A 14,444-nucleotide genomic window follows, 5' to 3' on the forward strand; every position below is an offset into this window, starting at 1 on the left:
CCTGTTTATTTTACCAGTTACCAGCTCTCGGTTAGCCCCTATCGGGGCGAGGAGTGCAACATAAGGACTCATTATCGGGGAGTTTGAGCGTAGTTCCCTTGGGAGCATAGACATTGGGTTTCAGGAAACCCTCTTTTATATGTCTTAGACTTTTTGGCATTAGCTTTGGTTGGGATTTTATTTTAGGACTACTCCCATTCTATGGAAACGTGACGACCACTTTGATTTCACTTTTCACTGTGATCTATGCGGCTTTTCACGGCGTTTCAGCGGTGGTGTTGGTGCGTATGCTATTAAATATCAGTGTAGATATGTTTATTACAGCGATTCCTGTACTTGGAAACTTAGGCGATATTTTTTGGCAAGCCAATACGAAGAATTATCGTATCATGGATAATTACCTTGAAAATGCTTCGCGCACTATTAAACGCTCATGGCTTGCAAACATAGCCATTCTGGGAACCTATTTAGCTATAATCTCCCTGGTTTTTTATGGCTTGTACAGCTTAACAGTTTATTTAATCCATTTATTCTAAAAATCTTCTGGCCTCTCCTTTGAGTAATCATTTGATAATGACTTAAAGGAGCTACCATGAAGCAACTAATTGGTTTTAAATTCGGTTCTGCGTATAAGGTTTTTACAGCCGTCACTCTTTTAGGCTTACAGCTGACTTATGCTGATTTAAAGATCACTACGGCGATTCGATCTAACTCCGAAGGATCTGTCTCAAATCGACACATTCAAGATTTTAACCTGTACCGACTAAAATATTTTTACGGCAACAATGGCAAAATTGACTTAAACAAGCTTGAAATTCTTAAAGCACTCTTAATAAAGCAAAAAGACCAACTACTTCATTCAGCCAAAATGAATAAAAAAACTAATTTGATCTTTCAGCATGGATATGACCAAGAAAAGGCTGAAGAAAAAGGGCTTGAAGCACAAAACGAACAAGCAGAAGCTTTAGCTCCATTTTTATTTGCTCTTGAAAACATCGAAGATCTCAAAAATAACTTGTTATCTCTAAGCGATTCGCAAATCCATGAAAAAGTAGAAACGATATTACTATTTGTTGCCGCCGCCTATACTCCTTACCCAGAAGGTCTTTTTACTAAAGCCATCGACCGCAGTAAAAATATTGTTCGTAACTTTTTTAACTTTAAAAAAGACGACAGTAATTTTGTACAAGCTAGTAATCTATTAAATCCAAAAACTAAAACATTTCTTACTGCTACTGAAATTTCTGAACTCCTTGCCAAAAAAGAAGATATTTCTAAATTAAATCCGCCAAGTTCAGCTTTTTGGACTAACAACGATGTTGAAAGTTACGATCCTAAAAATGAAATTTACTTTGGCGAACAACTTTTTCCGCCAAAAACGATCGAGGTACCCGTGCTACACTACAAACGCATGGGAAATGGAAATATCAAAATCAAAACGGAGTGGATAGATAACAACGATCTTAACAGCAAAGGTAAACCTAAGAAAAAGGATATTACTATTCGTTTAGGTCATGAAGCCTATGCTACGCCGCTTTCAAGTCATTTGGCGCGAGCTATCGGATACCCAGCAAACCCCAATACATTTAGAAAAAAAATCAAGCTCGACCTTGGCGATATCAGCTTTGATCAATTCGTTACAGAATGGAAAAATGCCCATGGCCTTGAGCAAGGCTCACCACTGACTCACATCGAACGTATCGCTGGTGAAAACGCAGTTTATTTAAAAAATGCAAATCTTGAAGCGTATCCCGATGATGATAAGTACCGAAAAATGGGGCCATTCAGAATGGGAGACAATGGCTTTGGCAATCGTCGTGAATATCGTGCCATGGTTTTATTAAATGCTTTAATTTCATTGCAAGATCAATTCGAATACCAAAGCAGAGTTGATGCTTACCGTCCGAATAAAAAATCTCTATGGCAGCCCATCTTCTTCATTTCTGACGTAGGTCAGTCACTGGGTATACCGACATGGGGAAACACTGGAACAGCTAACGAGTACACATGGAATTTTACATGGACCGATGAAGACGAAGTAAAGCTATTTTGGGTTTCAATTTTCAATTCACGAACTTGGGAGAAAACAACCTACAGCGACGTAAAATGGCTAGCTCGACGTATTGCACGCATTACATCAAATCAAATCAACGACATGGTAAAAGCTTCCGGTATGCCAGAGCCAGTGGCAGCCGTTTATGCTGAAAAAATTAAGTCTCGAATTAATAAAATGATAACAGACTTTGACTTGGATAAAGAAAATATTTCTTTACATGCTGTTATGTCAGCGCAAAAACTTTCACAATTACATCCCGAATATATTGATGAAAATGGCTATCTAAAAGATGGCGTTCAACAGATCAAAGACAACACTATTCCAGTACTTGGAAATCAATATACGCCATGGCAAGCAATAAAAGCCAACGTTTTAAATACCTTTTCTAATACCGTCAGTAAAATCATCACAGACACAATATTAACTGAAAAAATCACAAATGGTGGTCTTGTTGAATTCGACTTAGGAAAAGTACAAACTGATAGTGGACAGATTTTTGAAGCGACTAGAAAAATCGGTGTTAATAACGAAGTTGGGCCAGATCAGCGCCGCTATCTAATTAAAGATAAACTAAGCGTGGGGCTGCCTCTTGGTATTGACAATGAAAACTTCAAAACCCCGGCAGCTTTGTATTATGTATTTTCTTTTGAATACAGCCACAGCGTTAACTCAATAAGTGAAATCGCCTCTGAGCGCTTTTTTAAAAAAATAAATCCTTTTGAATTAAACGACATCCGCGAAAATCTTAGAAAAGGCGAACAGCTGTTTGTAACTCATAGCTACGGTGCTTCGATTGGCAGTATTAAGGTAAAAGCCCTGGATCAGTTACAAATTGAGGCTGCTCTATTAGGTATCAGTAAACAAACTATCAAGACAGTCTATTTTACTAAATCAGACACATTGTTAGAAGCCTTTGTTACCCATTTCCAAAATAAAAATGTAAAAACTGGATTTGATGTTACAGCTGCTCTAAGACTTGCTTTAATGTATCAAAAAAATAAATCTTCACTGAATCGCAGTTATTACAAACTAGATTTACTCGCTAAAAGCCAACAAGAAATTAGCAAATCAAATCAGGCATTTAATGTTGCCCTGATCGATAATGATTTTTCTGCAGTCGATAAAATCATCTCACCGACTACAGTTATTGAAACAAACAAATCAAGTAGCTTTAATTTTGGCTTATTTTTATGGAATCGCGATAGCAGCACTTCTGTAAGCGAAGTTTTTTTGAATCAAAAATCTATTCTATTAGCTAAAAGAAGTGTTTTACGCGATCGATCTTTTGATCGTATCTGGAACAATAAAAAATCAGGCCCTGAAATTTCAATTTTAAACTTTTTCGGCAATTTAACGAATGAAGGCGAAGCTCTTGATATTGCATTTGAAGGTAGTCTTAATACACTACAAAACAATTTTGACCGCTTTGAAGTGAATTTAAGTTTTAGTAAAAGAGACAGATATACAAAAAGAAAAGACTTTTATAACGAATTTATTAAGTACTTTAACGTCAGATCTGGTGAAGCTGATTACATCAAGTTTGATGTTCCTGAAAAAATTGAACAGTATCAGGATCTTCAGGGATCAATGCGCTGGCAATTAAGCTCAAAGGCTGTTGTTGACCTTTTAACCGCCATCACAAAATCAGAAAACCTTGCCCATCTTAATCAGTATGCTTCATCTGAAACTGCTCCGCAGATTTCTCGTCGCGCAACAAAAGTGTTACAAGTATTACAGAGCAAGGACTCAAACAAAAAAGAGCTAAAAAAGACTGCTAAAGAGATAGTTGATATCATCGAAGATTTTATTGGCTCTAAAGGAAAGCATGCTGCCGAGATTAGAAAACACGTTAAAACTAACGATGTGTGGATTATTACTTCGATCGAGGAAATGTTAGATTTAACTAATCCAACATTTCGATTAAGAAATGATTATTGGGCTCCAGAAATTGGCCAGTTTCAAGGACACTCTGATTTGGACATATTTCGCAGAACTCAGTTACAAAATCCAATTTTAACGAATTAAAATTGCCTGGGGGGCTACGATCACCGAATTTGCCGGAAGATCTTTAATGACTACGGCATTGGCACCAATTTTACAATTATCACCGATCGTAATCGGACCTAAAACTTTAGCGCCTGTGCCGATAAGAACGTTATTTCCCACGGTCGGATGGCGCTTGACTGGTTCGAATTTCATTCCACCTAACGTGACGCCGTGAAAAATCACACAATCATCACCAATCACTGCTGTTTCACCAATCACACAACCTACACCGTGATCAATCACCAGCCTTTTTCCCAACTTAGCGCCAGGGTGAATTTCAATGCCTGTGAGAGTTCTGGAAATATCTGCAACAAGACGTGCTACGAAGAATAACTTACATTTGTAAAGAGTATGCGCAATACGATGAAAAAATACCGCACGAGGGCCTGGGTATAAGAGCAAAATCTCAAGCATTGATTTAGCAGCAGGATCGTAATTTTTATAAGCGCGCAAGAAACTAATCACTTTACATTCCATTTCGTTTTTAAATCATCAATATAGAAATAGCGCTCAAAGTGTTCATTAAATCGCGACCACGATTCACCGCTTTGACGTTCTTGACTGATAAAGGACATCATCGTGTCCATTTTTGAATCCATATCGTCGATCATTGCAACAACTAAAGCTTCGGGAAACATTGGCACTTTAGGAGAACCGTATTCTAGCTTTCCGTGGTGGGCTAAGATAATATGTTTTAACATCATACGCAAATCTTCAGGAAACCCCAAGATACGTTGCGATTTCTTCTCAACTAATTCGCATGATAAAAGCATATGTCCTAGTAATTGTCCCGCAGACGTATAATAAATTTGTTGCTGCTCTGTCTGATCCAATTCCCAAATTTTTCCTAAATCATGAAAAATAGCACCAAAAATTAAAAGGTCTCTATTTAAATAGTTATAGTGTGCCGCCATGAACTGCATTATTTTACAAATAGAAACTATATGCTCTAACAATCCACCACGATGAGCATGGTGGATTGACTTGGCCGCGGGTGCTTTTAACAAACGTGGTTTAATTTCTTCATCTTGCAAACAATCTAACATCAATTGTTTTAACGGATGGATCTCTATTGTCTGCACTATTTGAAAAAGTTCAGAGTAAAGTGCGTGTGTATCAATTTGACGTTCTTTGATTTTAAAATCGTCTTTATTTAAACTTGCATCTTCGATTTTTTCCAAACGGTGGATAATGAGCTGTTTACGTTGATTGTAAATTTGCACAACACCCTTGATTTTAATTAAATCTCCGATTTCAAAGCGGCTTTGCATGTCATCAATGTTATCCCAGATCCGTCCATCAAGCTGACCTGACTGATCGCCGATCAAAACTGTCAAAAAAGGTTTACCATTTTTTCCAACACCTATGATCTTGTCTTTAACTAAAAAAATACGGTCTTGAACCGGGTCTTTATCATTTAAATTTTTAATCGGCGTTGCTGTTGCTGTGCCTATCATAACTACCCACTATTTTTTTAAGTTAAAAATCTCTGAACACATTTTTTCGCTGTAACGCGAATCTGACAGGTTCAAGTGCGACAGAATGTATTGAATTCCTTTTTTTACCAGCTCTCGGTTAGCCCCTATCGGGGCGAGGAGTGCAACATAAGGACTCATTATCGGGGAGTTTGACCCGGATAGCCCAGAGCTGACCTAACTAGTTTTGCCCGGTCAGGTCAATCAACCTAGGCTTTCAGTGCCTCAATACACATATTAAGAACGTGGTCAGCGATCTTAGATGCAGCCTTGGCTTTAGCGACAGTCATCGGCTTCCGCTCAGCATCTGGATATCGGTAAATCACCGCATAGATTGTCAGTGGACTTACCCCCTCTTAAACAGGACCACTTAGTCGGCCTCTAAAAAAGGGGTATGACTATGAATACACCTAGTAATAGTACTAGTAACAAAACTTATAAAACCGAGATTCTGGGCAAAGAGCGGAAACGCCGTTGGTCCCCATCTGAAAAACAGTCCATAGTTTCAGAGACTTACCAGCCTGGCTTTACGGTGTCGCAGGTTGCCAGAAAATATGATATACCTCCCAGTCAGTTATTCTATTGGCGTAGAAGACTTGAAGATGGAGCGTTGGTAGCTGTGGGATCTGAAGAAAAAGTTGTTCCAGAATCAGAAGTAAAGGCACTCAAGGAGCGTATCCGCAATCTTGAGAGAATGTTGGGTCGTAAGACTGAACAGGTGGAGATCCTCAGGGATGCCATCGAGCTTGCGCGCGAAAAAAAACTGATCTCGCGGCAGCCATTGCCGGGAGTCGACGATATTCCCTTCGCAACATCTGTGAAGCCTTTGAAATAGCTCGCTCTAATATCGTCAACAGACTCAAGGAAAACGCCAATATGAAACAACGGACTCAACCCGATGATGGCGATCTATTACCTGTCATCAAAGAGATCGTCGATAAACGGCCAACATATGGATATCCCAGGGTAACGGCTTTATTAAACCGCCAAAGATTTGAAGAGGGGCTGTCGCCGGTGAATCACAAAAAGGTCTACCGGATCATGCGTGAAAATGATCTTTGCCTGGCCCGACACACTGGTAAGTCCTATAGGCAGACCCACGATGGCAAGGTGATCACAATGAGAAGTGACCTTCGGTGGTGCACAGACATTTTCGGCGTTAGATGCTGGAACGGTGATTTTGTGTGGGTGATCTTCGTGATGGATTGTCACGACCGTGAAGTCATCCGCTGGGCCGCAAGTTCTGTCGGGATCAAAGGCGAACTTGTCAGGGACCTTGCTGCAGAATGCTTTGACCAGAGGTTCCCTGGCCATAAACAGGCTCCACATCGTCTTGAGTGGCTCTCTGACAATGGACCGCAGTTCGCAGCCACTGAGACCATTCACTTCATCCGAAGTCTGGGGATCACGGTTTGCACGACGCCGGCGTATAGCCCAGAATCCAATGGAATGGCGGAAGCCTTCGTAAAAACCTTTAAGAGAGATTACGTGTACGTCAACAGCATCCCCAATGCGGAAGCTGTTCTAGAGGTTTTACCGAAGTGGTTCAAAGATTATAATGAAGTTGCACCGCATAGGGGCTTGAAGATGATGGCCCCGAGGCAGTATCGAGAACAAACAACAACCGCTGGCTAAGTGGTCCTGTTTTTAGGGGTTAACTCCAACGACCAATTTCTATAAAGCTTTAGTTGAGGAGAAAATTAAAGAGCTTAGTTTAACTAATAAATGTGGGATATCTGATACAGAAGTACTAGTTTCATATATTCATTCCTCAGTAGAAGATGAGGCTCAAGAAGAAATTCAATATCACACATTAAGTTTAACATTTAAAAAATTAAATATGACGATTGGCTTGATAGAAGTTGCAGGCGCTCAAGAATACAATCCAATTGAATATGTCCAAATAGATTGTTTATCTCAAGACTAACAAGGAAATTATTATGAGAAGTATTTTAATATTCTTGTTTCCGCTGATCATTTCAACCCGAGCACTCGCAGCTGATACAGCCATATGTTCTACAACTAATGAGGTTGTTGGGGTAATACATTTAAATGGCCCTAAAGATAATACGTTTTCATCGCAGAAATGTATAGAGTGGGATATTAAAAATGATTGCTATTTAGCTCCGGGCCCAGAAGACAACAGTAATGTATGTGAATGTCTAAAAGTAGTAGACGAACTACATCACTATCAAAGCTGGCAAACCACTGGGGAGCTATCAATTCAAGAATTTCATATTGAGCTTGATTTTGAATTAATAAAACACAGGAATCAAAGCGAATTAGGTGGGACTCAGTTTGGCTTTACAAACAACATGAATTACGTAGCTAACATGGATAACTTTGATAAAGCAGAAGATCCAAGTAAAGATTTAACAATTAGACTTCAAAGAAAACCCGTGGGTGGTGAGTATTCTGAAACAGTTTTTGATATAATATACTGTGAAATGAAATAGCTTAAAACCTATAAAAGTCACGACTTCGGTAGACACTAGCGAATTTTACAAACTAACTATCGAAAGCCACAGACTTCTATAAAATCTGTGGCTTTTTCTTTTTAAACTATCCAGCAGCTTTCTTTTTGCCTTTTGATTTTTCTGCGAAAGTTTGAAGTACTTCACGAATCAAGGTTTGATAGCGGCCTTCATACTCTTCGGTTAAAGCTAAACGCTTTAAGTCTTTAACCAGATTTAAAGGTAGTCTAATCGAAATGTGGGCGGTGATATTTTCGTCTTCAAAATCCTCAATAGGAATATTCACGCTACCAGTTTTAATTTTTTTATCTTTAGCCATGCAGTTCCTCCCATCGTTCTAAAAGTAAAAGTCTGTTCTCACGAACAACACGAATAATCCGGTTTAAAGTTGCGTTAGAAAACTCAGTTTCTGAATCCATTACCTCTAAAGTTAGTAAATTAATCCGCACAGAAGCACCCATACCTTCGATATGAACGTGCGGTGGCCTGTGGTCGTTTTCGTTAATTTTGTACACAAGATGTTTAGAGGATAGAGCCTTTATTCGCGTCATCTTGAGTAAAAGCATACTATATATACTGTATATACACAATAAAATTGTTGCTAAAATGGATAATTCTGGGCGGCATTTAATTAAATTCGTTCTCAGATGCATTATAAAGATTCCGCCACTGGCGGAAGTTCACCACCTCAAAAAATGCACAAGATAGCCGTAAATTTATATAAAACTAAAACGACTGGTGGAAAATCGCCAGTGCAAGCATTTATATACAAATACTCAATTTTAAAAACTTCTTACTCATTTCAGTAACTTATTTGTGTTTTTGGTCGTGCCAATCCCTGCGTTCATCACTTTGCAATCTAATCAACTTGGAAACGGAGGGAACAAACTATGAATAAAAACATTCCGAATATTTAGCTTTAGTTTTTGCAAATTTGTTCTAACCAGTTTGGGCAAATTTCAAAAATAAAAGCGTATGCTGTGGCATTCACGGTATGTATGCTTAGGGTGAAAAATGACTGACGAAGTTAAGGTGTTGAAAATAAATAACAAATTAAAAATTCTTTGACCTGTTTACCCCTCTAAAGATCAGTGACCACTCTCCAACGACATAGTCTTATGGAAAGTGGTCACGGATACGGGGTAAAGGCGGTAAAAGAAGAAAGGAATAATTGTGGATAATGATGTCTATGAGAGTCATCTATCTACTAAAGCAACTGGAAAAAATACTGATAATCAACTAATGTATAAAACGAACGAACTCGAAAATATCGAGGGAAGTTCAAAAATGTTCATTGAAAATAAAATCAGAAGAGAATGGTGTAGCACACAAGAAGCTGCGGTGTTGTTATCGTTGTCAGAAAATGCTTTGCGGATAATGGTTTGTCGAAAACAAATATCCTATTACAAGCTGGGGCGACGACTACGATTCAAGTATTCGAATTTGATGCAACTTATTTTGAAAGGAGGCTGTCATGGCCTATAAGAAATATGTTAGCGAAAATAAAGAATATTACGAAGTTTATGTTAATGGATTTGATTCTGCCGGACGTAGAATTCAAAAACGTAAAAGAAAAATCGAATCTTTAAAAAAGGCGTTGGCGGTAGAATTTGAATTTAAACATGAACTTGCGCAAGCTAAAGAAAACGCAGTGCCTGTTAGATTTCATGAATGGTTTGATGTCGTGCTTGGGCGATTTAAGCTTGAATTTACTAAATCAACTATTCAGTGGTATGACGGTTTAATTCGTAAGTGGGCATTCCCGCATTGGGAAAATAAAGAAATTCATTCGATCACTAAAAGTGACGTTTATGAATTAGTCTTTGTTCAAAGCAAAGGAATCAAAACTGAATGGAATCGCAGAAATCTGCTTAAAGCGCTAAAAAGAGTCATGCAGCTAGCGGTTGACGAAGGCATCATCGAGCGTAATCCCTGCATTGGTATTACAATTCGAGTTCCTGAATCTAAACTGCAAGTATTAACTCCGATTGAAGGTAAAAGATTGTTACTTGAAGCTAAAATGTTAGGTCACAGGTTTTACCCTATATGGGCGTTAGGGCTTTTAACCGGAATGCGATCTGGTGAAATGGCAGCCCTTAAATGGACGGATATTGATTTTGAAAACAAATTAATTTCCGTCAATAAACAGTGGACGTCAAAAGCTGGGATTACTTCGACTAAGTCTAAAGGTGTTCGTAAAGTTCCAATATCAGAAGAACTAAGACGGTTCTTAGTTGATCTAAAACTTGAACGAGGCGAAGAGATCACTGTTTTACCCCACTTAATTGAGTGGCAAAACGGAGAGCAAGCCAGAGTTTTAAGAGAGTTCTGCGCAGGGATTGGAATTACTCAGATTAGATTTCATGACCTTAGAGCTTCGTTTATTACGAATTTGCTGGCTAAGGGTGAATCATTAGGACGAGTCATGGCGATTGTTGGGCATGGCGACATAAAGACAACAAATATGTACTTTCGAAAATCAGGAGTTGAGGTTATCGGAGGAACAGATAAGTTGGATTTTACGGTACCTAAAGTAGAATCAGCGGTCGCAAGGCTTAGACTAGTCGAATAGTTGCTACATTTTGCTACTTGGAGAGAGCGGTCTTAATAATATTAAGTACTTACAAACTTGCCGCTGATCGCCCCAATTTTTTCCCCGTATAAATCGCAGATCAGAACTCTCTTTGGCAAGATTTGGCTATTCGTTGGCTAGACGAATAAACCGTGAAAGTCGCTTCTATAAATGGTTACGGAGTTTATGCGGGAAAACGAAGTATGTTATTCTTCCACGCCTGCAGATATTCTTCGAGCTGTGTCTGCGTCAGCGGAAAACTGGGGTACAATCTTAAACCTAATGTAAGTTGGCCGTTAAGTTCTACACTACTGGCAACAACCGGATGCGAAAGTATGGGGTTGGCAAAAAAAGTAAAATGTGAAAACTCAGTCGGGGACGTCCATTCACCTAGATTAGTAAAAACTCCGGCGTTGTAGTTTGGATGTAAGCGAATCTTCGTTAAAAATTTAACCAGTGCAAACGGCATATAGCCGGAACTGTTTTGCCATAACCACACACCCCAGTGTCTTTTGCTTTTTAGTAATGCAGAGATTTTACTTTGCAGTTGCGACACGGTCTCATCTTTAATGCTGCAGGTAAAATTAGCTGCTTGGTTTCCCGGTGCACTGACAGCTAAGCCAAGCTCGCGGCGAAAATTCACAGGAACGATCCAGGTTAAATCGCTACGGATAGGTTTTAAGTAAGAGCGTGTGGCGTTGTTTAGCGTGTACAGAAGAAAGGTGTTAAGACTGATTCTTTCTGTTTGCAAACGCTGTTTTAACTTGAGCAGTTCGTCTTTGGTAACAACGAAAAAGGCATAGGGGGTTTCTGTCGTGGTCGCTTTACTCAGAGTAAATGGCCATAGTTTTTGCCAACGTGGACGGGCGTAGTAGTTAAAAAGCAAAATTTGCTTGATGTAAGTAAAAAATGAAATTGGTTGCGGTGCGGATTTTTCTTTAGCTTTTAAAAAAATAAAACCAAATTTAGCAGATAGCTCAGTCACCGCAGCTGTCGCATCACCCAGTGCATGTGGATATAAGTACTTTACCGGTGTATTGGTATCCTTGGTTTTAAAATCAAAAAGGATATCAGAGGGTTCACCTAGTTGTGTAAAGGCTTCAAACCAAATTCCTGTTGGATCGTATTTCATTGTGAACCTCAGGTAAATACTCTAGGTCGGTGTTTAAACTGAGCAGGGAAGTGAATCAGTTGCACGTGCACGTAACATAATAGCTGCTTCTTATAAAGTATATCACGATTTATTTTTATCAAGTCTTAAAATAATGACTGACAGCTAAAAGTCTGCTTTGGCCTGGTCTAACATACTGATTTTTACACTAAACAAGTCGTTTTTTCTTTACCCTGGTTCTGCATCACCATAATGATAGAGTATAAATTCAAATAGTAAGGGTGCAATTTTGCAGTTTTTTGAAAAGTAGGGTCGCTTTTCGCTGAAAGGCGATCCTATGCAATTAAACGTGGGTTTATTCGGATTTGGCAAAACAGGCACCCTTGTCGCTCAGGAGCTGGTTAAAGATTCAGATTTTAATCTGAAATGGGTCTTGAAAAAAAATGTTAACCCAAACTCGCTCTATGCAAGTCATTCATTAGGTTACGATGATAAATTTGCACCCTTTGTGTCTTTAGAAATGTTTTGCGAAAAATTTTTGAAGGCTAATCCTGTAGATTTGGTCATTGATTTTTCAGTCGGTGGGTCGGCAAGGCTTTACGACATTTTGGCTTCCCATGGCGTAAAAGTTGTTTCTGCAATTTCTAATTACACAGCCGAGGAATTGGAGTTAGTTAAATTGGCAGGTCAAAAAACTGCAGTATTAGCATCACCTAATATTACACTGGGTATCAATTGGCTGTTAATTGCCTCGAAGCTTCTTAAGCAGATTATTCCAAATGCTGATATTGAAATTGTTGAAGAACATTTCAGAAATAAGAAAGAAGTTTCTGGGACCGCACTGAAGATAGCTCAACATTTAAATTTAGATGAGAACGACCACATTAACTCAATACGGGTGGGTGGTGTCGTAGGTAAACATGAGGTTATCTTTGGTCTTCCGTATCAAACCATAAGATTGACGCATGAAAGTGTAAGCCGTTCTGCCTTTGGCACGGGGGCCATATTTGCGGCGAAATGGCTGATGGCAAAAGATCCTGGGGCGTATAAAATGGAGAATGTTATCTACGAAAAGTTTCTTAAACACCTCAAAAATTTGAGTCTTTAGGAATTTTTATGTCATCAGAATTAATTTCCTACGTAGCAACTCTATGTTTTGTTTTGGCTATTCTACACACTTTTTCAGTTAAGTTTTTTCAGGGGCTATCGCATAAATATCCTGATGGTTCTGTTGGCGAAAATGTTTTTCATCTTTTAGGTGAAGTTGAAGTCGTCTTTGGCATCTGGGCTGGTCTATTTATTTTGTTTTTTATGTGCATTGCTGGGCCAACAGAAGCGATTTCATACCTTGAACAGCGCAATTTTACCGAGCCAGGTTTTGTCTTTGTGATTATGGTAATATGTGCATCGAAACCCATTTTACAACTTAGCGAACTAATTATCCGACAAATAGGAAATCTACTTCCTTTACAAAAAAATCTTAGCTTTTATGCGGCCACGCTAATCGTTGGCCCATTGCTTGGAAGTTTTATTACTGAGCCTGCGGCGATGACGGTGACGGCGCTTATTTTGCTAAAGAATTTTTATAGACATAACATATCAGACAAACTTCGATATTCTACAATTGGGCTATTGTTTGTAAACGTTTCGATTGGAGGAACGCTTACGCCTTATGCTGCTCCTCCGGTTCTTATGGTCGCACCGAAGTGGAATTGGGACCTATCGCATATGTTATTAAATTTTGGCTGGAAGGCGATCGTTGCGATTGTGATATCGACGATAATAGTTTGCTACCGTTTTAGAAAAGAAATTATGAATGTGAATATCCAAGCTCCAATTGCAGAGGCAGAAGCGACTCCGCTTTGGGTAACTGCTCTACATCTGGCCATTCTAACTTTGGTTGTTATGGCATCGCACCACATGGTTTTATTCGTAGGCATATTCCTCTTTTTTCTTGGTATTGCCACTGTGACTAAAGAATACCACGATGAATTAAAAATTCGTGAAGCCCTTCTTGTCGGATTTTTTTTGGCAGGCCTTGTTGTTATTGGCGGGTATCAAAGTTGGTGGCTAGAGCCAATTTTAAGCAAACTCACGGCCTTGCCGTTGTACTTGGGTTCGATGGGGTTGACGGCTTTTACAGATAATGCAGCGATTACTTATCTCGGCAGCCAGGTGCCAAATCTTACAGATAGTTCAAAATATGCTTTAGTCGCCGGCAGTGTTGTCGGAGGTGGTTTGACGGTTATTGCCAACGCTCCTAATCCGGCAGGTTATAGCACTCTTAATTCATCGTTTGGTCCGGATGGAATTAGCCCGTTATCACTATTTGTCGGTGCGATACTTCCAACGGTTGTCGCCGCTTCTTGTTTTTGGTTTTTGTAAATCTTGAATGAATTTTAAAATGGCAGGAGAGCCCTTGAATTGTTTTCTTAAAAGCAAACTAACACTTACTTTGGTGCTAGTTGACAGTTGCAGGCAAAGAAGACGTACACTTGGAATTCGAAGCAACAAAGCTTACGGGCGGAAAGTACGCCATTTATAAAACCGATAAATGTGATTTGAAGAACTTTTCGTCCGAAAAACTAAAAAAGATTTCTCCTAAGAATTTGTTTTTTACCTTCACTACAAATTCAGGGAATATTTTTGAGGAAAGAAAGATAGATCACGCTGTAGCTGCAAAATTTAATATTGGGGTCTATTCGTTCGT

13 protein-coding genes are annotated in these 14,444 nt (G+C 39.1%); 8 read left to right on the forward strand and 5 right to left on the reverse strand.

What is annotated here, in order from left to right; translation table 11 throughout:
• Positions 1–113: 113 nt before the first annotated feature.
• Together AC04MM_RS03035 and AC04MM_RS03040 are read left to right on the forward strand one after the other, a co-directional pair.
• Entirely contained in the window at positions 114–536 is a 423-nt protein-coding gene (locus tag AC04MM_RS03035) for a DUF4112 domain-containing protein (RefSeq protein ID WP_475378836.1), read from the forward strand.
• A gap of 56 nt (positions 537–592) precedes the next feature.
• Positions 593–4,081, forward strand: a complete 3,489-nt coding sequence (locus AC04MM_RS03040) for a hypothetical protein (protein ID WP_475378837.1) — start codon at positions 593–595, stop codon at positions 4,079–4,081.
• Here AC04MM_RS03040 and epsC read toward each other — a convergent pair.
• Both epsC and AC04MM_RS03050 read right to left on the reverse strand, forming a co-directional pair.
• A complete protein-coding gene (gene epsC / locus AC04MM_RS03045) occupies positions 4,070–4,579 on the reverse strand; it encodes a serine O-acetyltransferase EpsC (protein WP_475378838.1) in 510 nt (169 codons plus the stop codon). The two genes, AC04MM_RS03040 and epsC, sit on opposite strands and share 12 nt — an antisense overlap.
• Positions 4,564–5,559 carry a 3'-5' exoribonuclease YhaM family protein gene (locus tag AC04MM_RS03050; RefSeq protein ID WP_475378839.1) on the reverse strand — a complete coding sequence of 332 codons (996 nt, stop codon included), beginning with the start codon at positions 5,557–5,559 and terminating at the stop codon, positions 4,564–4,566. Before AC04MM_RS03050 ends, epsC begins: the two co-directional genes overlap by 16 nt.
• 418 nt (positions 5,560–5,977) lie before the next feature.
• Here AC04MM_RS03050 and AC04MM_RS03055 point away from each other — a divergent pair.
• A protein-coding gene (locus AC04MM_RS03055) for an IS3 family transposase (RefSeq protein WP_475378840.1) occupies positions 5,978–7,212 on the forward strand; the annotation gives its coding sequence in 2 pieces (ribosomal slippage) (positions 5,978–6,332 and positions 6,332–7,212; 1,236 coding nt in all).
• Between the two features lie 305 nt (positions 7,213–7,517).
• Positions 7,518–8,033: a hypothetical protein gene (locus AC04MM_RS03060; RefSeq protein ID WP_475378841.1), complete on the forward strand. Its 516-nt coding sequence runs from the start codon at positions 7,518–7,520 to the stop codon at positions 8,031–8,033.
• Positions 8,034–8,139: 106 nt separating this feature from the next.
• Here the strand turns inward: AC04MM_RS03060 and AC04MM_RS03065 are convergent, their stop codons facing one another.
• Both AC04MM_RS03065 and AC04MM_RS03070 read right to left on the reverse strand, forming a co-directional pair.
• Entirely contained in the window at positions 8,140–8,370 is a 231-nt protein-coding gene (locus AC04MM_RS03065) for a hypothetical protein (protein ID WP_475378842.1), read from the reverse strand.
• Entirely contained in the window at positions 8,363–8,566 is a 204-nt protein-coding gene (locus tag AC04MM_RS03070) for a DUF4160 domain-containing protein (RefSeq protein WP_475378843.1), read from the reverse strand. The genes AC04MM_RS03065 and AC04MM_RS03070 overlap by 8 nt, the downstream gene beginning before the upstream one ends.
• Positions 8,567–9,338: 772 nt before the next feature.
• On the opposite strand from AC04MM_RS03070, the gene AC04MM_RS03075 reads away from it, so the two are divergent.
• Positions 9,339–9,536 carry a helix-turn-helix domain-containing protein gene (locus AC04MM_RS03075; RefSeq protein ID WP_475379032.1) on the forward strand — a complete coding sequence of 66 codons (198 nt, stop codon included), beginning with the start codon at positions 9,339–9,341 and terminating at the stop codon, positions 9,534–9,536.
• A complete protein-coding gene (locus AC04MM_RS03080; protein ID WP_475378844.1) occupies positions 9,526–10,623 on the forward strand; it encodes a tyrosine-type recombinase/integrase in 1,098 nt (365 codons plus the stop codon). Before AC04MM_RS03075 ends, AC04MM_RS03080 begins: the two co-directional genes overlap by 11 nt.
• 184 nt (positions 10,624–10,807) lie before the next feature.
• Here the strand turns inward: AC04MM_RS03080 and AC04MM_RS03085 are convergent, their stop codons facing one another.
• Complete coding sequence (locus AC04MM_RS03085) at positions 10,808–11,755, reverse strand: hypothetical protein (RefSeq protein ID WP_475378845.1); 948 nt, start codon at positions 11,753–11,755, stop codon at positions 10,808–10,810.
• Between the two features lie 316 nt (positions 11,756–12,071).
• On the opposite strand from AC04MM_RS03085, the gene AC04MM_RS03090 reads away from it, so the two are divergent.
• Both AC04MM_RS03090 and AC04MM_RS03095 read left to right on the forward strand, forming a co-directional pair.
• Complete coding sequence (locus AC04MM_RS03090) at positions 12,072–12,842, forward strand: 4-hydroxy-tetrahydrodipicolinate reductase (RefSeq protein ID WP_475378846.1); 771 nt, start codon at positions 12,072–12,074, stop codon at positions 12,840–12,842.
• Positions 12,843–12,850: 8 nt separating this feature from the next.
• Complete coding sequence (locus AC04MM_RS03095; RefSeq protein ID WP_475378847.1) at positions 12,851–14,119, forward strand: putative Na+/H+ antiporter; 1,269 nt, start codon at positions 12,851–12,853, stop codon at positions 14,117–14,119.
• Positions 14,120–14,444: the final 325 nt, after the last annotated feature.

The sequence above is a fragment of the Bdellovibrio sp. SBM16 genome (assembly GCF_056175625.1).

What these genes read in the sequence shown, in the direction of transcription:
- AC04MM_RS03040 (WP_475378837.1), top strand. Translation starts at nt 593, where the DNA reads ATGAAGCAACTAATTGGTTTTAAATTCGGTTCTGCGTATAAGGTTTTT.
- epsC (WP_475378838.1), bottom strand. Translation starts at nt 4,579, where the DNA reads ATGGAATGTAAAGTGATTAGTTTCTTGCGCGCTTATAAAAATTACGAT.
- AC04MM_RS03050 (WP_475378839.1), bottom strand. Translation starts at nt 5,559, where the DNA reads ATGATAGGCACAGCAACAGCAACGCCGATTAAAAATTTAAATGATAAA.
- AC04MM_RS03060 (WP_475378841.1), top strand. Translation starts at nt 7,518, where the DNA reads ATGAGAAGTATTTTAATATTCTTGTTTCCGCTGATCATTTCAACCCGA.
- AC04MM_RS03065 (WP_475378842.1), bottom strand. Translation starts at nt 8,370, where the DNA reads ATGGCTAAAGATAAAAAAATTAAAACTGGTAGCGTGAATATTCCTATT.
- AC04MM_RS03075 (WP_475379032.1), top strand. Translation starts at nt 9,339, where the DNA reads ATGTTCATTGAAAATAAAATCAGAAGAGAATGGTGTAGCACACAAGAA.
- AC04MM_RS03080 (WP_475378844.1), top strand. Translation starts at nt 9,526, where the DNA reads ATGGCCTATAAGAAATATGTTAGCGAAAATAAAGAATATTACGAAGTT.
- AC04MM_RS03085 (WP_475378845.1), bottom strand. Translation starts at nt 11,755, where the DNA reads ATGAAATACGATCCAACAGGAATTTGGTTTGAAGCCTTTACACAACTA.
- AC04MM_RS03090 (WP_475378846.1), top strand. Translation starts at nt 12,072, where the DNA reads ATGCAATTAAACGTGGGTTTATTCGGATTTGGCAAAACAGGCACCCTT.
- AC04MM_RS03095 (WP_475378847.1), top strand. Translation starts at nt 12,851, where the DNA reads ATGTCATCAGAATTAATTTCCTACGTAGCAACTCTATGTTTTGTTTTG.